The sequence below is a fragment of the Vibrio sp. L5-1 genome (assembly GCF_021728315.1).
Lineage (GTDB): Bacteria > Pseudomonadota > Gammaproteobacteria > Enterobacterales > Vibrionaceae > Vibrio > Vibrio splendidus_K.
Genome location: NZ_JAKKCQ010000002.1, coordinates 385,606 through 402,843, shown reverse-complemented (window position 1 = coordinate 402,843; position 17,238 = coordinate 385,606). Strand labels below are relative to the sequence as shown.

The 17,238-nt window shown below is 42.2% G+C and carries 15 protein-coding genes and 1 pseudogene; 6 read left to right on the top strand and 10 right to left on the bottom strand.

Annotated elements, in window-relative coordinates:
- Positions 1-15: 15 nt before the first annotated feature.
- Positions 16-2,421, top strand: a complete 2,406-nt coding sequence (gene pheT, locus L3V35_RS08655) for a phenylalanine--tRNA ligase subunit beta (RefSeq protein ID WP_237299368.1) — start codon at positions 16-18, stop codon at positions 2,419-2,421.
- A 150-nt stretch (positions 2,422-2,571) separates the two neighbouring features.
- On the opposite strand, the gene L3V35_RS08650 is transcribed toward pheT, so the two are convergent.
- The 3 genes from L3V35_RS08650 to L3V35_RS08640 are packed head-to-tail and all read right to left on the bottom strand — an operon-like array spanning position 2,572 to position 5,392.
- Entirely contained in the window at positions 2,572-3,390 is an 819-nt protein-coding gene (locus tag L3V35_RS08650) for a macro domain-containing protein (protein WP_237299366.1), read from the bottom strand.
- 21 nt (positions 3,391-3,411) lie between these two features.
- Positions 3,412-4,386, bottom strand: coding sequence for a retron St85 family RNA-directed DNA polymerase (locus L3V35_RS08645; protein ID WP_237299364.1), 975 nt, complete (start codon positions 4,384-4,386; stop codon positions 3,412-3,414).
- 1 nt (position 4,387) lies between these two features.
- Positions 4,388-5,392, bottom strand: coding sequence for a retron St85 family effector protein (locus L3V35_RS08640; RefSeq protein WP_102537044.1), 1,005 nt, complete (start codon positions 5,390-5,392; stop codon positions 4,388-4,390).
- Between the two features lie 450 nt (positions 5,393-5,842).
- On the opposite strand from L3V35_RS08640, the pseudogene L3V35_RS08635 reads away from it, so the two are divergent.
- Both L3V35_RS08635 and L3V35_RS08630 read left to right on the top strand, forming a co-directional pair.
- Positions 5,843-6,715: pseudogene (locus L3V35_RS08635) on the top strand (alpha/beta hydrolase).
- Positions 6,716-7,282: 567 nt separating this feature from the next.
- Positions 7,283-8,209 carry a hypothetical protein gene (locus L3V35_RS08630; protein ID WP_237299356.1) on the top strand — a complete coding sequence of 309 codons (927 nt, stop codon included), beginning with the start codon at positions 7,283-7,285 and terminating at the stop codon, positions 8,207-8,209.
- 120 nt (positions 8,210-8,329) lie between these two features.
- Here the strand turns inward: L3V35_RS08630 and L3V35_RS08625 are convergent, their stop codons facing one another.
- The 3 genes from L3V35_RS08625 to L3V35_RS08615 all read right to left on the bottom strand — a co-directional run bounded on the left by L3V35_RS08625 (position 8,330) and on the right by L3V35_RS08615 (position 12,238).
- Entirely contained in the window at positions 8,330-8,710 is a 381-nt protein-coding gene (locus tag L3V35_RS08625) for a hypothetical protein (RefSeq protein ID WP_017074554.1), read from the bottom strand.
- A gap of 273 nt (positions 8,711-8,983) precedes the next feature.
- On the bottom strand, positions 8,984-10,066 hold the full coding sequence (locus tag L3V35_RS08620) for an MBL fold metallo-hydrolase (protein ID WP_237299354.1): 1,083 nt from the start codon (positions 10,064-10,066) through the stop codon (positions 8,984-8,986).
- A 663-nt stretch (positions 10,067-10,729) separates the two neighbouring features.
- The gene (locus L3V35_RS08615) at positions 10,730-12,238 is read right to left on the bottom strand and encodes a DUF3360 domain-containing protein (RefSeq protein ID WP_017106188.1); all 1,509 of its coding nucleotides are present in this window, start codon (positions 12,236-12,238) and stop codon (positions 10,730-10,732) included.
- A 495-nt stretch (positions 12,239-12,733) separates the two neighbouring features.
- Between L3V35_RS08615 and L3V35_RS08610 the strand changes: the two genes are divergently transcribed.
- The 3 genes from L3V35_RS08610 (at position 12,734) to L3V35_RS08600 (ending at position 14,412) form a co-directional block, all read left to right on the top strand.
- Positions 12,734-13,072, top strand: coding sequence for a cytosolic protein (locus L3V35_RS08610; RefSeq protein ID WP_065205443.1), 339 nt, complete (start codon positions 12,734-12,736; stop codon positions 13,070-13,072).
- A gap of 83 nt (positions 13,073-13,155) precedes the next feature.
- Complete coding sequence (locus tag L3V35_RS08605) at positions 13,156-14,028, top strand: patatin-like phospholipase family protein (RefSeq protein ID WP_237299352.1); 873 nt, start codon at positions 13,156-13,158, stop codon at positions 14,026-14,028.
- Positions 14,029-14,043: 15 nt separating this feature from the next.
- The gene (locus L3V35_RS08600) at positions 14,044-14,412 is read left to right on the top strand and encodes a hypothetical protein (RefSeq protein WP_237299350.1); all 369 of its coding nucleotides are present in this window, start codon (positions 14,044-14,046) and stop codon (positions 14,410-14,412) included.
- A 116-nt stretch (positions 14,413-14,528) separates the two neighbouring features.
- Here L3V35_RS08600 and folM read toward each other — a convergent pair whose 3' ends face one another.
- The 4 genes from folM to folK form a co-directional block, all read right to left on the bottom strand.
- Positions 14,529-15,245: a dihydromonapterin reductase gene (gene folM / locus L3V35_RS08595; protein WP_237299349.1), complete on the bottom strand. Its 717-nt coding sequence runs from the start codon at positions 15,243-15,245 to the stop codon at positions 14,529-14,531.
- Complete coding sequence (folE, locus tag L3V35_RS08590; RefSeq protein ID WP_017080608.1) at positions 15,242-15,880, bottom strand: GTP cyclohydrolase I FolE; 639 nt, start codon at positions 15,878-15,880, stop codon at positions 15,242-15,244. Before folE ends, folM begins: the two co-directional genes overlap by 4 nt.
- 10 nt (positions 15,881-15,890) lie before the next feature.
- On the bottom strand, positions 15,891-16,268 hold the full coding sequence (gene folX / locus L3V35_RS08585) for a dihydroneopterin triphosphate 2'-epimerase (RefSeq protein WP_054546529.1): 378 nt from the start codon (positions 16,266-16,268) through the stop codon (positions 15,891-15,893).
- A gap of 142 nt (positions 16,269-16,410) precedes the next feature.
- The gene (gene folK / locus L3V35_RS08580; RefSeq protein WP_237299347.1) at positions 16,411-16,908 is read right to left on the bottom strand and encodes a 2-amino-4-hydroxy-6-hydroxymethyldihydropteridine diphosphokinase; all 498 of its coding nucleotides are present in this window, start codon (positions 16,906-16,908) and stop codon (positions 16,411-16,413) included.
- Positions 16,909-17,238: the final 330 nt, after the last annotated feature.

Here is a 17,238-nt window from a genome sequence, read left to right as displayed (position 1 = left end):
GGGGCAGTCAAAACTATGAAATTCAGTGAATCTTGGCTACGCGAGTGGGTAAAACCTGCAATTAACAGCGAAGAGCTAGCTCACCAAATCACTATGGCTGGTTTGGAAGTTGACGATGTAGAACCTGTTGCGGGTGTTTTCACCGGCGTTAAAGTAGGTAAAGTGGTTGAGTGCGGTCAGCACCCTGACGCAGACAAACTACAAGTTACAAAGATCGACATTGGCGAAGAAGAACTTTTAGACATCGTATGTGGTGCATCTAACTGTCGTCTTGGCCTAACTGTAGCAGTAGCAACAGTTGGCGCAGTACTTCCTGGTGACTTCAAAATCAAGAAAGCAAAACTACGTGGCGTTCCATCGCACGGCATGCTTTGTTCTTTCTCTGAGCTAGGTATCGACGTAGAGTCTGACGGTATCCTTGAGCTGCCAGAAGGCACAACGCTAGGTATGGACGTACGTGAGCTTCTTGAGCTTAACGACGTAACTATCGACGTAGACCTAACTGCAAACCGCGCAGACTGCTTCAGCATCCGTGGCCTTGCTCGTGAAGTTGGCGTACTAAACCGCGCAGACGTTACAGAGCCAACAGTTGACGCTGTTGCAACAAGCATTGAAGACACAGTATCTGTTGAAATCAAAGCAACTGATGCTTGTCCACGTTACCTTGGCCGTGTGGTTAAGAACGTAAACGTGAAAGCGGAATCTCCAATTTGGATGCAAGAAAAACTGCGTCGTTGTGGTATCCGTTCAATCGACCCAGTTGTAGACATCACAAACTACGTGATGCTAGAGCAAGGCCAACCAATGCACGCATTTGATCTTGCTAAGATCGAAGGCGGTATCGTGGTTCGTCTAGCAGAGCAGGGCGAAAAGCTAACACTTCTAGATGGCAACGAAGCTGAACTAAACAGCAACACACTTGTTATCGCTGACCAAAACAAAGCACTAGCAATCGCTGGTATCTTTGGCGGTCAAGATTCAGGTGTTACTACTGAAACAACTGACGTACTTCTTGAAGCAGCATTCTTCGCACCGGATCACATCCGTGGTCGCGCACGTGCTTACGGCCTTCATACTGATTCTTCTCTACGTTTCGAGCGTGGTGTTGATTCAACACTTCAAGCAGCAGCAATGGAGCGTGCAACACAGCTTCTAGTTGAAATCTGCGGTGGTGAAGTTGCGCCAGTAAACGGCAGCGAATCTGAAGCTGATCTTCCTAAAGCAAACGTAGTTGCTCTACGTCGCGCTAAGCTAGACAGCCTACTAGGTCACGAAATCCCATCTACAGACGTAGTGGAAATTCTTACTCGCCTAGGTTGTGAAGTTGAGACTACGGACGCTGGCTGGACGGCAACGTCTCCATCTTGGCGTTTTGATATCGCAATCGAGCAAGACCTAATTGAAGAAGTAGGTCGTATCTACGGTTACGATAACATTCCAAACCAAGCGCCTAAAGCGGCACTTAAAATGAATGACCACAAAGAAGCTAACCAACCGCTTAAGCGCGTTCGTGACCTTCTTGTAGACCGTGGCTACCACGAAGCAATCACATACAGTTTCGTAGAACCAGAACAGCAAAAACTTGTTGTACCTGGTGTTGAGCCGCTAATCCTGCCATTCCCAATCTCTGCGGACATGTCAGCAATGCGTCTTGGCCTAATCCAAGGTCTTCTAAACACAGTTGTTCACAACCAGAAGCGTCAACAGTCTCGCGTTCGTCTATTCGAATCAGGCCTACGTTTCATCCCTGAAGCAACGGCTGAAAACGGCATGCGCCAAGAAATGATGCTTGCGGGCGTTATCTCTGGTACTCGTGGCGAAGAGCACTGGGACATTGCAACGAACACTGTAGATTTCTTCGATCTTAAAGGTGACCTAGAAGCCGTTCTTGAGCTTTCAGCAAACGAAATCGCATACAGCTTCAAATCTCTTTCTTCTGAAGCAAAAGAGCGCAACCCAGCACTTCACCCAGGTCAATCGGCTACGATTATGGCTAACGGCAAAGAAGTGGGTATCATTGGTACTGTTCACCCAGAACTAGAGCGTAAGTTTGGTCTAAACGGCCGTACTATCGTATTCGAAATCGAATGGGCAGCTATCAACACTCGCGTGCTTCCAGAAGCAGTAGCCGTATCTAAGTTCCCTGCAAACCGTCGTGATATCGCCGTTGTTGTTGATGAAGCAGTTGCTTCTGGCGACATCGTTGAAGCGTGTATCGCAGCGGGTGGCGAATTCCTAACAGGCGCTAAACTGTTCGACGTATACGTTGGTCAAGGCGTTGAAGAAGGTAAGAAGAGCCTAGCAATCGCACTTAGCCTACAGTCTGTAGAGCGCACACTTGAAGATGCAGACATCGCTGGTTCAGTAGATGCTATCGTAGCTTCAATCTCAGAGAAATTCGGCGCAGCACTTCGCGACTAATCTCATCTGATAGATAGAAAAACCAAAGGCCTCGCATTGCGAGGCCTTTTTTGTTTGTATCGTAAAGGGGTAGGGCTAGTTGTTAAAATAATATAGATTGTGAACTCAACTGAGAATAGATGACAGTAAATCATGAGTATCTTTGATTATCTAGCTTGTAACATCGTAATAATATTTTATTAACTTTAAACTAATCTCTTTTTTAAGCGGCTTTGCTAAAACTATATTGACTCCATTTATGAGCGTTAAATTGTCCTTTATCTTCATAGAGAAAATTAGGAATTCGAGCAACCGTTGTTTTGAAGCTTTAACTCCGGAGTGCCCAGCTCCTAATAAAGGCAAGTTAATCGGATAAGCGTTTGAGTTTTTTTCTATAAAATCAATGAGTTTTATGACAGTTTCTTGATACTCTAAATTTGTCAGTTGCGCTCTGTTATTTTCATCGAACCTAGTAAAAGCGACAAAGAAAAACACTTGTCCATCTCTTTGGATCTTTATAGTTGTACCTAACGGATATCTTATATCGTTACCAAGTTTTCGGTTGGGAACTGATTGTCCTGTATAGTTAACAAGTTCATTTTTGATTGCGGAATCCAAAAACTCGATGTCACCTGAAAAATAGTTTTCTATAACCTTCCCATGTAAGGTGTTTCTCGAAACTATCTCATCATCAACGATAACATCAAAAAAATCATTTACAGGTATGATAATAATCCCTTTTTGTGAAAATATATCACCATACTTAACTTTTAAATTAGTTCTATCAGATATTCTTATATTTATGCTTTTTCTTTCTCTTATGATAAATAAAGAGACAAGAAAGCAAAAAACAGCGATGGAAATATAGGTTTGAGTAACGTACCCAGAGTAATAACTAGCGAACGAACTATTGACTGAGCTAAGTATTGTTAATAAAGCGCTGACAGCACCAACCACATAAAAAAAAGTTCTAAAAAGCAATGTCATCATCAAAATCCTCGTTTTGTTTTTCTATGCTTTCATTTTTTTTTCTGGTTTTTTTAGCATCCCAGAAATACTAAATGACTCTAGGGAAAGTTTACTGAATACAACATCCCCGTATTTATCCTTAAGGGATAAATAATATTCAAGTTCAATGCTTTTTATATATGACAGTAACCCATTTAGAACAGGAATATCTTTTTTCTCAAGTTTCTCGTTGACATATAAATGAAGCATTGCTCTTACTTTTTTACGCTTGTGACGGCCAACGGACAATTTATTTTCGTGAGTAATAACTACTCCAGTAACTCTTTTTGATTGATTGTTACCGATAAGTACACGTTTTTTGTCGTTCAGAATTAAAAATGGTGTTTGAGTTTCTTCTACCAAAGCATTCAATTCTTCTTCTGCCTTCTCCAAACTTTCCTTTGATTGGGCAGATAAGGTTAGATCATCTGCGTATCGAGTGTAATTGACGTCATGCTTTGAGCAAATATCACTTACAGCATTATCAAACTTTAACATTATTATATTTGAAATGATCGGTGAAGAGGGGGCACCTATACTCAATTTTAGTTTTCTGTCAGTTTTGTCCATCCAGAATAAATAGTGATTTAATATGTCAATCTCAATACTAGATATTTCTTCGTATGCTTCAGTTAAATAAGACTTTAAATGTTCTGGTCTTATAGAGTGGAAGAAGTTTTTAAAGTCTAACTTTAGAATCCATGCTGAATCTTTATGAGGCAAAGCATTATGATAAATCGATTTTTTGTTCCGATAGGCTGTAGCTGCATCGTGAATAGGTAGTTCATTAAGAACTTTGCTTATAATCGCATACTGATAGTTTTTGATCTCTTTTGAAGGCTGTGAAATTTGCCTAAAGCCGCCATTTCTTTTCTTTATTTTAAATTCTTTGTATTTTCTAGGTGCAGTTAGATAATTGGATATTATTTCACCAATGCCTTTCCCTAAACACTCTGATATATCGGATAAAATTTTCATATCAAACTCCAATCCCCATTGCATATAGCCTTTCCCTGTCATTTTCAAGGTACAGAGAAAATAGTTTTGATTTAACTGAACTTACAGATAGTTCCAATTCATTCTTAAATTCTTTTTTGAAGTGATATTTAATGAAACCTTGATTTTTATCAGTGGGTAGAAAGTATTTTGCTCCTGCATTTTTTTCCTTTATTAACCCTAGGTTTTTTAAAGAATATAGATACTCCTTTAGAATCTTTTCTTCTATTTCTATTTTTAAATATTCATTGATGAACTTTTTTATTTCTCTCAATTTTAGTGCGTAGAATAAAAAGATTAAGTCAGCTACCAATAAACACATATCAGAAGGGTTATCTTTAGAAAATGTGGATGTTGGTTTATTTTTTGACTGAATATCAGAAGCCAATTGATAACCGATAAGATCTACAAGACGTTGGAAATCAGAGTTATTGTCAATTGTTTGAGATATCATGTTATTTTCTAGATTATAACTTACTACCCACTCATGCCTTAAAACTGTTTTCTCATTGTTTTCAAGATACTTAATTGGCCCCCATTCGATGAATGTCCTTTGACCATCGCCTACATCGTTCGTGTTGTAAATTGTAATTAATTTGGATGATATTTGGGGCATAACACTAAAGGCCCCGAGCTCAGCATATGCTCCAGGTCCTTCAACAACAAGTACTACGGCTGAAGCAAGGCCTGCCAATAAAACCTCAAAGTCGATAAGATTATTTATGTTAGCGTCTTCTAGCCAATCATGAAATTTTTCAGCAAGAACAATATCTTGGTATAGCTCTTTTTCCTTGCTGCAGAGGTAATGAAGTACGGCACTACGTAATGATTTTATTTGTTGTTCTGGCTCTTTTCCTATTTTAGATAGGTCATCACCATTAAGCCCTCCGCCACAAAAAAAAACGTAGTTTGGGCGGTTTTTTAAGCTGATTCTTTCTATGTCAACATTATCAAGGAATGCAGTGGTAAGCTCTTTTATATCTTCCATAAGACCAACACGAATAAAAACGGCCTCGTATGAGGCCGTTGAAATCTTTACCTAGATGGACACGGTTGCGGCAACAAATCGCGAAGCGATTTTTGACGTGACCGTGGTCAAATTATAAACAATCAATAATTCTAGTGATACACCAGATGAAGTCGTCAACGCTTCTTACGCGTAAAGATTGATTGATATTTTCAAACTAACTAACCGATTTGTCAAGGTTTTTTGGTGAACCTCAGTGTCACGAATATAACGAGCTTTTTATCGCCAAACTTGATTAGTATGATTTTTCAAGCCCTTGATTTAGTCAGTGTCTTAGACTTGTTAGTTCTTGCAATAGCTTATTGCTCGCTAATGACTCTTGACCCGTCTAAAGCTTCACACTTTATAGTGGCTATATTGATTGAGAGGGGGCGCTTTCTGTATTCCCTCCAAAGTAAGTAGAGAGACACTATGAAACGTTTAATTCTAAACATCACACTCTTGGTATTCATGGCGCTTGGTAGCTTTAATGCCATGGCTCATGCTTCAACAGTTAAGTACGCTATCGCGATATCTCACAATGGTGAGCAAATTGCGTATGGCAAAAGTGGGAGCGGGAATACGGCATTGATCTTCATTCACGGTTGGAGCTTAGACAGCAGGTTATGGCAAAACCAAGTGAGTGAGTTTTCAAAGCAGTACCAAGTAATCACCATGGACTTAGCAGGGCATGGTAACTCATCCTTCAATCGCGAAGAGTACACCATGGTTGCATTCGCTGAAGACATCAAAGCAGTCATCGAAAAAGAACAACTCGAATCCGTCATCTTAGTTGGTCATTCCATGGCGGGTGGTGTGATTGCAGAAGCCGCTAAATTGATGCCGAAAAGAGTGAAGGGCATTATTGGTGTCGATACATCGCAAAACGTCGCACTAGCCGTTTCACAAAGTGACCTAGATGTAATGACCAAACCGTTTGAAGCAGACTTCCAAGCGGGCATTACTATGTTCGTGAAGGACTCGCTACCAAAAGACGTAGACACGGATTTACTTTACTGGGTAACGCAAGACATGGCCTCAGCACCGCCAGCTATCGCGATAAACCAGTTCCGTCATTATCTAGGCCAATACGTGACAGGCGAAGCACACCGCGTGTATGAGAACGTGAATGTGCCAGTAATATTGGTCAACGCTCGCCTATGGCCAACGGATTCAGAAGCGAACAAGAAACACATTAAGGATTACAGCATTTACTACATTGAAGACTAAGGTCACTTCCCAATGCTTGAGCAATCAGGCCAGTTCAATACAACGTTGATGAAAGCGGTGGAGTCAGTGAAGTAGTGTGGTTACACGTGAGAATAGGCTGATAATCCCCTCCTAACCTCCCCCTTGGTTTACATCACCAATCTCTTGTTGGTAATGGAAAAGGGGAGGAACTGAATAGCGATCGCTACATGTGCTGCTATATGTTCAGCGACAAAGAATGTTCTCCCCCTCATTCTTATATCTCAAGAGATCGGGTCACTTCATTCGAGGGGGAGTTAGAGGGGGAGGCTTTGGTCTATTAGAACCATTCCATACACGTTGATGAAAGCGGTGAAGTTAGTGAAGTAGGGCGTGTGGTTGTTAAATGATGGCTGTAACTGTTGATATAAAAACCAAGGCCTCGCGTTTGCGAGGCCTTTTTGTTGGTCGGAGGTTTTGCTAGCTACATTCATTCCCAATTTGCGAGTGATGATCGCATCGTTCACTCGTTTATGGTCCTTAAACTTGTGCCTCATAGTTATATAAATGCTCTATCAACCACCTCTAGATACGTCATTAGCGCTGCTGTTCTTAAGGGCTGACCGAATCTAGGGGTGCTTTCTACTGATAATCACTTTAACTATGTGTTTAGGACGTCCTGCTATGGCTAAGAAAATAATATTCATTCATGGTCGCGCTCAAAAGCCCGATAAAGATTCCCTTCAATCACTTTGGTACGAGGCTATAGAACATGGCTTGCAGCGAGATTGTGGAGACTCAAGTTCATTACAAGCTTTTAAAGATGTCGATAAACGGTTTGTCTATTACGGTGAGCTATCGAACACATTGTTAGAGAAGCCAACGGAAGACCCTACAAGTCGACAGCAAGCGTTGTCTGAACTCAAAAAGTACAAGACAAGCCAGTTCAATAAAACAACGTATAACAAGGTATCCAAAATGGGTTTTCTAAAAGAGGCGTTAGCAGATACTTTTTCATCAATATTTGGGCGATTGGGTGCGGCAGAGTCACTCATCACTATGGTAGCACCAGATATGGCGCATTATTGGAATGAAGATACCTATTTTGGTAGCGATGTCAGACATAGGCTAATGGTTGAACTGAAGGAAGCGCTTGATAATCAAGATGATGTGATGATTGTATCGCACAGCCTTGGGTCGATGATCAGTTATGACGTGTTATGGAAATTGTCTCATTACGGAGAGTATAGACACGACTATGGTGCGGATAAGAAGGTCAACTTATTGCTGACGCTCGGGTCACCGTTAGGCGATGAAAACGTAAAAGACAGGCTAAAAGGGAGTCGCTTGAAAGATGAGAAGAAGTACCCTTTAAACATTCAGCAATGGATAAACATATCGGCAGAAGATGATTTTATCTCTCATGACAGCAAAATTAGAAATGACTTTAAGGATATGCTCAAACTGGATCTGATACCCGGTGGAATGAAAGACATCCACCCAGTTTATAACCTCAATATTCGCAACGGAAAAAGCAATCCGCATGCTTCTATCGGTTATCTCATCAATCCTAAATTCATCACAGTATTGGATGAATGGCTCTCGAGTTGATTTGATTTACCATCGCCAATTGCATCGGTGCTCGTTCGTTGAAACTTAGATAAAACAAGGCCTCGCGTGTGCGAGGCCTTTTTTTTGTGCTGACGAGACAGCTAACTTGGACAATATTAACTACTCTGTGTAGATCGCTATTCCATTAACCGTCTGTTCTGAAACAGGGATTAAGTACTGGTAGTCTGTGCCGACACCTCCCAATACTACAGAGTTGTTGCTTCCTGTCGCTTGAAGTAAAACACCATTAGCTCCTAATTTAGCCGCCTGATTTTTTAACTCTTCGATTGCATAGTCGATGGAGCCTTGTTTAGTCACACCTGCATCACTAGATGCATCAACCAAAGCTATTTTTTCATAGGTCTCAGGCGCTTCAAGATAAAGCCTAACCTCTTGAGGTGTAATTGGGTCTCTGGCTTCACCAACTAATATTGCTGAACCAGATGCACAGCCAACTAAAAAGAGCGTGATAGAAAGAGTTAAGGTTTTAAAGATATTCATTGAAATTAGGTCTGTTACTGGAATCAGGAGGCGGATTATAGCGAAATAAGACCATTTGTTATTTATGGGTATTGTAACAAGTTGCGTCATTACTGTTTAATCGACTGTACGTAAGGTTCGACTTGAGCTCCCCTTGATTGACATCTCTAATCTCTTGTTGGTAATGAGAAAGGGGAGGAATTGAACAAAGTGAGTTTGTGAAATTCCTAATTTAGTAAATGACGGATTATCTTTAGTAGGGCAATGTAGTTAGTTAGTTAGTTAGTTAGTTAGTTAGTTAGTTGTCGGTGCGATCCCTCTTGTTTCACCAATTTTCATTGTCCATAGATTTTTGTCAGAAAATCCACTATCTCTTCCCGCCTTCTTAAAGCGTATCGGAGGTTCAAATGTTGGCTCATCCGATAAACCGCTAATGGTTCCCCAGTGAGAAGCAATCAATGTTTTTGCGCGAACATCTATGCCGATAGAGACAGCCTCTTCAGGTGTGGCATGCGACATCCACAATAATTCCCTAGGCTCATATGCTCCAATAGGCAAAATAGCAAAATCAAAGGAGCCATATTTCTCACCGACATTATTGAATAGTGTTTCTGAGTAACCTGTATCGCCAACAAAAAGGAGACGATTTTGTAAACTTTCAATAACCCAAGAGGCCCATAGCGTTTCATTATGATCAGAGGTACTTCTTGCTGAATCATGAACAGAAGGCTCCGCTGTTATCTCTATCCCTGAAACTGACACTGACTTTCCCCAATCTAACTCAGTAACCTTGTTATAACCTCGTTCGGTAAAAAAAGACTTAAGTCCTAAAGGAACAACGACATGAATATTGTTTTTGTTGTCTAACTTCCTAACTGTTTGATCATCCAAGTGGTCATAATGATTATGTGAAACAATCACTATATCAATAGGAGGCAATTTATTTATAGGTATGGGTAAATCAACAAACCTTTTTGGGCCGGCCCATGAGACGGGGCTGGCGAATTTTGACAAAAAAGGGTCAGTCAGGATCGTCACTCCAGAGGTCGTAATCAAAAAACTTGCATGCCCTAACCAAGTAACACTATCGCTTTCAATAGAGTTTAAAAGTTGAAGAGACTCCTTCTCTGTTAGCTGATGTCCATCGGGGATATCAGGGACAAACACCGAGTCCCATGCTCTTTGCATATAAAACAAACCCCCTTTAGGTGCGGCAGTTTCTACAAATGGGTGGTTCTGATAACCGTTGCTTGTATGATGGTTTGGCTCATCCACCAATGAAGGTTTTTGGGAGGATTCAGGCGAGTGTGAAGAACATGCAGATAAAGTAACTAAGACTAAAATGGCACTAATGAATATTTTCGTATCGTTCATCATTGACTCTCTAAAACTCTTTATATGGTGATTCGATAATGTGCCAGTTTAAAATAAACTTAGCTATAACCACACTAAGTTAACCAACTGTTTGTTAACAACGAGCGTATAGCTCAAAACTGATTCTATCAACTTCAAACCCGCAAAAACCAAAAGTGAATGCCTTTATGTAAGGTCTCTACAGCCTTTTATTAAGTATCAATATTTCAATGAATTACCATACCTCGATGGTTTTGCACGTTATCTCATTTGTCATAGCCAAGTTCATAGTGCTCGTGAGTGATCCGCACCAATAGTTTTGGACACTGACTTAACGGAATTGGACTGCCCAGAATCCAGTCTGGCTGGAGAAAATGATATTAGAAAAGATTGGTTAATCTGAGTCGACGTGTTTATTGACAAGGCTAGCAATTAGACTAAGCTTTAATAACTGATGGAACATCGTCAGTGGAAAACGAACAAGTTTCAACGTAAACCGTAACACTGTAAAAGAAAGAAAAGATATGTACATTGTAGAAAAATAGAAAAGCCACTTTTTACATTAAGTGGCTTTTTTTTGTCAAAAAAGATTATCAACGATAGCTTCAATTTTTAGTGCAGATAACGAATCCAGTTTGAAAGTTAACAACAGAAAGAAGCAACCACTCAATCATTTTAATCTAGAGGTTAACGAAAACTTGGGATAATCGCCGGTATGCCCGGTAGAAGACCAACCAACGCCATCACACCACTTAGCACAATGAACATAGTGCCAGGCAACACCCAGCGGCTCATTTTACTCAGTTCACTACTACGTTCTTTACAACCGACTAAGCCTAAGTTATCCAACAGCATGGTGAGAGCCCAGCCAAATGCAGGGTTAACGAGCGCTGAAGAAAATACAACAATCGCTGCCGATTGGGTGGTTTTCCCTTCACGCGTCATTTCCATTCCAGCTTCTAGCAATGGTACAAATACCCCAACAATCAGCGCAACACACAGTACAGGCTGCCATATAGCTAAATCCATCGGGTAGCCCCAAACAGCGGCGATGATACAGAACAGAGCCGTGAGCAATGCACCGGCAGGAATAGGGCGTTTAGCAATCGCCGCCGGTACGATATAAGTACCCCACGAAGACGTAAAGTTAGTGCCACCGAGCAGAGAGCCGAACGTTTGACGAATTGAAGCCGTGGTCATGGTGTCGTCAATGTTCATGTGTACTTTTTCGGTACGCTCTGGATAGCTGATTTTTTGAAATACTTGATGTCCTAAGAAATCTGGCGACCACATCGCTACGGCTAAAATAGCAAACGGCAATACCACCATGAAATGTTCAATGGTAGGTAGGCCTAGCATCCAACCTGTATCTTCTCCCCACCAATACATAGGGTTCATGTTAGGCAAGCCTGGCTCGGTGTGAAAAGCAAATGGGGCACCCATGGCAAATGCAATCGTACCACCCAGTAAGCAACTAAGAGGCACAGCTAACCAACGTTTACGGAAGTGTTCCAATAGTGCGTACAAGATAATGGTGCAAAAGATCACCACAAAAGCGATATGACTCATGCCGATTCCTTCAGCCCAAGCGAACAGCTTTTTCACTTGAGAGGCGGTTCCAACAAAGCCAAGGTAGAGCAATAAGCCGCCACATACGCCTTTACTGGTGAGGTTGGCCAACATGCTGCCCCCTTTACTGATGGCTAAGATGAGGCCAAAAGCGCCAATCAGCAACCCAAACGCCATAGGGTGTCCGCCTGCTGCAACCACAATTGGAATTAAAGGGATAAGTGGGCCATGTGTACCTGCGAGGTTCGCGGTCGGCAATAGGAAGCCAGAGAAAATAATAATGAAAACAGAGGCGATGAGGAGTTCATAACGAACGTTTTCTAGAATGAAGTCTTCATTTAATCCGAGAGCCCCAGCAAAGGTGGCTGCAATAGCGCCCACCATAACCACTTTACCAATGGTCGCCGCCATCGCTGGGATGGTGTCTTCTATCTCAAATCGATAGTCTTTAAACGGCAAATTTGGACGCCAGCGCTTAGGCGACATGATTTGTAATTCATGTTCTAAATACTGTTCTCGGGAATCAAATTCCGATCTTGGTTTATGTTGTTGTTCATAAGTGAGTTCATCCTCATTGGCTTGAGGCTTATCTGCTTGTATATGTACGGACTCTAAAGTACTGCTCATGTTGATTCCTTTCGTTCACACTCTAAGGTGTGTTATTCCAACAAACGTTATTTACTCACGCAAAGGCGTAAACAATGTGTCAACTTATAATTAAAAATTCATTAACATTTAGTTGTTAGTACCTTATACCAAACCAAAAAAAACAAATAGTCTCAGGTAGTTAGACATTAGTCGTAGAGTTGGACGACTAGTATTAGACACTGTAGATAGTATGTGTCTGTTTATTGGTAGGCTCTTAATTTCAGGAATAACAAAGTCACTTTCAACAACAAATGGTTCGCCTCTAAAGACCCAGAAAAAAGTCCAACAACTTACGTTTGGTTGCGTTCTTGGTGTGATTGATGGTGAACATCTTTTCCAGTTTTATGCTGGATATATTGGGTAATAAGCAGGGGTAGGGATTGCCTCTAGTAACTCAATTTCTCCTACGTTTGGCCCCTGATAGTGTTAGAATCTCCGCATCAGAACTATCGAGAAACTAGGTATTTATAAACAATGTTTATCCATCACGTAAACGGCATCGACTGGCTGGTGATTACAGCTTTTGAAGAACTGAAACCGATGTTTATCGAAGATGCTGGTCCAATCCCAGCTTACTTCTCTAGCACCAGTGAATTGAGCCTGATTGATCAAGCCAAGCGCAGCTATGGATTTTTGCCTAAACTCCGCGGTGTGATCACCGATACCGGCACGTATCAAAGTGAAAATCTTGAAGAAGATTTGAACCCACAGCTTGCGTGTATAGTGGAAGGGCGTGGCCGGGTGTTTATCTATCACGGCGACTATGTGGCTTTTGTGGATGACGAGCAAACCTTCATTACCCGAATGAACTGAGAGTGATTCAGTGAGTTGAGATCTACGAATTGGTAAATTGGCGAGTTAGCTCCCCTAGAATTAAAAACTAAAGGATTAATACGATGGCAAAAACGGTCTCATTGGTACTTGGCAGTGGTGGTGCAAGAGGCTTGGTTCACGTTGGAATCATCCGTTGGCTAATTGAGCATGGCTATCAGATAAAATCCATCTCTGGCTGTTCAATTGGTGCACTTATCGGTGGTGTCTATGCGGCGGGCAAGTTGGATGAATTTGAAGAGTGGGTTACCAGTATCGACCAATCGGATATGGCTATGATGTTGGACTTTTCATGGCAATCGAGTGGTATCTTCAAAGGGGACAAGATCATCGACACACTGCGTGGATTGATCGGCGAGATTTCAATTGAAGCTCTGCCTATCCCTTATACCGCAGTTGCTGCCAACGTCGCCGATGAAAAAGAGGTGTGGCTGCAATCAGGTTCTCTGTTTGATGCCATTCGCGCCTCCATCTCTTTGCCACTGTTCTTCACACCCCATGTCATTAATGGCGAAGCGCTGATTGATGGCGGAGTGCTCAATCCCGTACCGATTGCGCCGACCTTTAGTGATAAGACAGACTTTACTCTGGCTGTGAACTTAGGTGGTGAACCTGAGATGCTTCAACAGGAAGTGATACCGGTTTCCCTACCTACAAAAGAGAGCAATCTGCATGAGAAGGTTGTTCACTTTATCGATAATCTAGGTAGCAGTGTAAAAAGTAAAATGAGCTTCAATTTTGCTGCCTACGACATTGCCAACCAAGCGTTTGATGCGATGCAATCGACCATTGCTCGCCAGAAACTGGCCGCTTATCCCGCCGATATTACGCTTGAGATCCCGCGTAATGCTTGTGGCACCTTAGAGTTCGATCGCTCACAAGAGATGATAGACAGAGGCTACCATTTGGCACAGGCTAAACTGGGTAACCGGCTTTAATGTATTTGCTGCTGAATGAGAGTATTTATGGAAACTGAACTAAAAGAGCTTGAACTCCACGAACTTATGGCAACAAAAGATGTCATCGTGCTCACCAGCATAGAAGTGTCAGCTGTATCTTGGCTGATAGATTGCTATCAAGAGAATACTGATATCGACATTATCGAGAACGCACATCAACTCGATACTGAAGCGATTTTGGCGCAATGCCGAAACAGCCTGAGTGAAAGTAAAAAGGTAATACTTACCGCGCAGTTTCGCAGCCAACTGCCTATCATCAATATCGCTTCACTGTGTAATGAGAAGCGTAAATCACTGATCAATATTGAGTTATCGGGCTGGGACGAAGAAAAACGCCTTCCTCACTCTTTTAGCAGTTTCTAGGTCATAGTAGCTTCTGGCTTCTGGCTTCTGGCTTCTAACTTCTAGCGGTTTATTGGTAACAGCAGTCGCTAGTCTTTAGTGTTTCTATGTTGACGTAAGCCCACAAGATATGGACTTCACTTCAAATGCCTGCCGCCATCAAGGTGTAAGGTTCGTCCTGTCATGTAGTGACTGGCCAACACAAACTTGATGCCATCTATTATCTCCTCAAAGCCCGCTTCTGTGGGGATCAGAGCTTTCTGCAGCGCTTTGGTTTTGTATTCGTCATCGTCATGTTCATTGAACTTAATCATGGCTGGAGATAGGGTATTTACTTTGACCTTGGGAGCCAGCATTGCTGAAAATGACAACGTTAGGTTGTTGAGCGCAGCTTTGCTGGCCGCGTAAGCGATGTGCTTTTTACTGCCTTTTTCCGCAACGTAATCACTGATGTGGATGATGTCTGACGTTTTATCGCCAGACATCAGTTGGTCTTTGAGCGTTAAATTGAACAGATAAGGCACCGTAGCGTGAATCGTCATCATCTGGTGCATTATTTGGGATGCATTGTCACTGGGCTTGTTTTTGTTTTCAGGCTTCCAGTCTGAAGCGTTGTGTATGACGGCTCGGAGTGTCTTATATTCTTGACCAACATAATCAAGAAAGCTCTCTAAGCTGCTTTGTTGATAAAAGTCTACCTGCTGCAAGTCGGCTCCACTATCGCGCAAAAGTTGCAATTGAGGATAGTCGCTGCGATATGTGCCAACCACTTTGTATCCATCCGCTAAAAGTTGCTGCGCCAGTGCGAAGCCTAGTCGCTTTCCCACGCCAGTTATTAGTATCGTTTCACTCATCGTAAAAACTCAGCTCTAGTTTGAGGGTTAGTTTTGAAGATACCACCGAGCGCGGTTGTTGAGGTTTCAGAGTTTGCATCCATGACGCCTCTGGATTTAACGCAATAGTGAGTCGCTTTAATCGTCACGGCCACGTTTTCTGTTTCAACGAGAGTCTGTATCGCGACCAAGATTTGCTGAGTAAGGCGTTCCTGTACCTGAGGGCGCTGAGCAAAGAATCGAACAATACGGTTTATTTTAGACAGCCCAAGAATCTTGTTTTCAGGGATGTAGGCCACTTCTGCTAAACCATCAATGGTGATGAAGTGATGTTCGCACGTCGACGTTAAATCTATGTTCGATACTTTAACCATTTCATCAACGGACATTTTATTTTCTATAACACTGATTTTTGGGAAGTTATCGTAATCGAGCCCTGAAAAAATCTCATGGACGTACATTTTCGCAATGCGATGAGGGGTTTCAGCGAGGCTGTCGTCGGTTAAATCCAGTCCAAGCGTACTGACCACTTCCGTTAAAAGCCCTTTGATGCGGTTGTACTTCTGACTAGGGTTCATTTCGCTCGGAGTCATTGGGGTTTCAAGTCCTTTTGCGAGCAAAGCTTCTCTTACTTTTTCGGCTTCTGTATTCAGCATGACTCTCTCCTTATGAATTATTGTCGTTGTCTGCTTCATAACTCAGGGTGAGCGAAACAGAGTCGGCAAAACGTAGCGCATGAGGCTTGTCGATTCTCACTTGAGCGTATTTCACCCATGGATGATCGATACAAATGCCGAGTACGTCGCTGGTCAATTTTTCTAAAAGCAGAAACCTTCCGGATTCGACGTGTTGAATGACCTTCTTGCAGATGTTTTTGTAGTTGAGCGCGTTCTCCACATCATCAGAGAGGCAAAGGTTATTGGCGGGGTAGTGGATTTCTGCATTGATAACGATGTCTTGCTGCTTAGACTTTTCTTCTTCGTTGAAGCCGATGAAGGTTCTTAGTCTCAGGTTTGTAATGGTGATAATGGCGTTGTGATTCATAACAGTGTCCAATCCTTAGAAAGTGAAGTCAGTTACGTGCTTGTTTTAAGAAAAGATCAGTAAAGCTCACGCGATTAAGAATTCAGTTATCCCTTTCGCAATTGTTCCTGTTGCATTCGTTCTTTTTTCAGTCATGCAAACGCTAAGTGAAACCGAGCTCGAAAGGTATGGGTTCGGTTTTCTGACTTAACTGATCGAAGTTTTCCCAGAGCTGCTGATATGAGATGTCTAGAGTGGGGTGACGTTCTTGCGCAGCAATATCGACTAATGGCCTGAGCACAAAAGCGTACTCGGTGATTTCACCTCTAGGCAGCTCTACGCCATCGATAACGCCGACTTGATTACCATAAAGAAGGATGTCGATATCCATCGTCCGTGAAGCATACGCTTTGGTCTGACGCTTGCGATCGTTCTCTGATTCGATTTGATGCAGAATCTTAACCAGTTCTGCGACAGGAAGATCACACTCGAATCCAACGACGAGGTTAAGGAAGTTATCCCCCTCGAAACCGACAGGTTCGCAATCGTAGAAGTTAGAAATGTGCAGCGGTGCAAAGCGGTAATGCAATGCTTTGAGAGATTCTGTGACGTGATGTTCGCGGTTAATGTTGCTTCCGATGCTGACATAGACGGTGGCCATAGTATTCCCTTCCTTTTAATCAGCCTATACGTCCAACTCGCGATGAAGATCAGCAATGCATCCTCTTAAAGGTAGGAAGACAAAAGAAAAATACGGTTCTGTTACAAGTTTTGCCCGTTTTGAGCCCGAAAAAAGGGCACCTGTGAGCTAGAAAGTGCCACGAGTCAAAGCTCGGCCTATGAAGGTATTGGATAACTATTTTGTCAGTGGTTTTGCTAAGTTAATAGAATACGGATTAGTTATAGCATCGAAAACACCGCTTTACTGAAGTTGGCTTGCCTCAAATAGAGGTGTATCTGGCTTTTTATCGTTACCCATGTCAAAGCTCAT

Excerpts from the sequence above, each read along its gene's own strand:
- pheT (WP_237299368.1), top strand. The coding sequence starts at position 16 with ATGAAATTCAGTGAATCTTGGCTACGCGAGTGGGTAAAACCTGCAATT.
- L3V35_RS08650 (WP_237299366.1), bottom strand. The coding sequence starts at position 3,390 with ATGATGACATTGCTTTTTAGAACTTTTTTTTATGTGGTTGGTGCTGTC.
- L3V35_RS08645 (WP_237299364.1), bottom strand. The coding sequence starts at position 4,386 with ATGAAAATTTTATCCGATATATCAGAGTGTTTAGGGAAAGGCATTGGT.
- L3V35_RS08640 (WP_102537044.1), bottom strand. The coding sequence starts at position 5,392 with ATGGAAGATATAAAAGAGCTTACCACTGCATTCCTTGATAATGTTGAC.
- L3V35_RS08630 (WP_237299356.1), top strand. The coding sequence starts at position 7,283 with ATGGCTAAGAAAATAATATTCATTCATGGTCGCGCTCAAAAGCCCGAT.
- L3V35_RS08625 (WP_017074554.1), bottom strand. The coding sequence starts at position 8,710 with ATGAATATCTTTAAAACCTTAACTCTTTCTATCACGCTCTTTTTAGTT.
- L3V35_RS08620 (WP_237299354.1), bottom strand. The coding sequence starts at position 10,066 with ATGATGAACGATACGAAAATATTCATTAGTGCCATTTTAGTCTTAGTT.
- L3V35_RS08615 (WP_017106188.1), bottom strand. The coding sequence starts at position 12,238 with ATGAGCAGTACTTTAGAGTCCGTACATATACAAGCAGATAAGCCTCAA.
- L3V35_RS08610 (WP_065205443.1), top strand. The coding sequence starts at position 12,734 with ATGTTTATCCATCACGTAAACGGCATCGACTGGCTGGTGATTACAGCT.
- L3V35_RS08605 (WP_237299352.1), top strand. The coding sequence starts at position 13,156 with ATGGCAAAAACGGTCTCATTGGTACTTGGCAGTGGTGGTGCAAGAGGC.
- L3V35_RS08600 (WP_237299350.1), top strand. The coding sequence starts at position 14,044 with ATGAGAGTATTTATGGAAACTGAACTAAAAGAGCTTGAACTCCACGAA.
- folM (WP_237299349.1), bottom strand. The coding sequence starts at position 15,245 with ATGAGTGAAACGATACTAATAACTGGCGTGGGAAAGCGACTAGGCTTC.
- folE (WP_017080608.1), bottom strand. The coding sequence starts at position 15,880 with ATGCTGAATACAGAAGCCGAAAAAGTAAGAGAAGCTTTGCTCGCAAAA.
- folX (WP_054546529.1), bottom strand. The coding sequence starts at position 16,268 with ATGAATCACAACGCCATTATCACCATTACAAACCTGAGACTAAGAACC.
- folK (WP_237299347.1), bottom strand. The coding sequence starts at position 16,908 with ATGGCCACCGTCTATGTCAGCATCGGAAGCAACATTAACCGCGAACAT.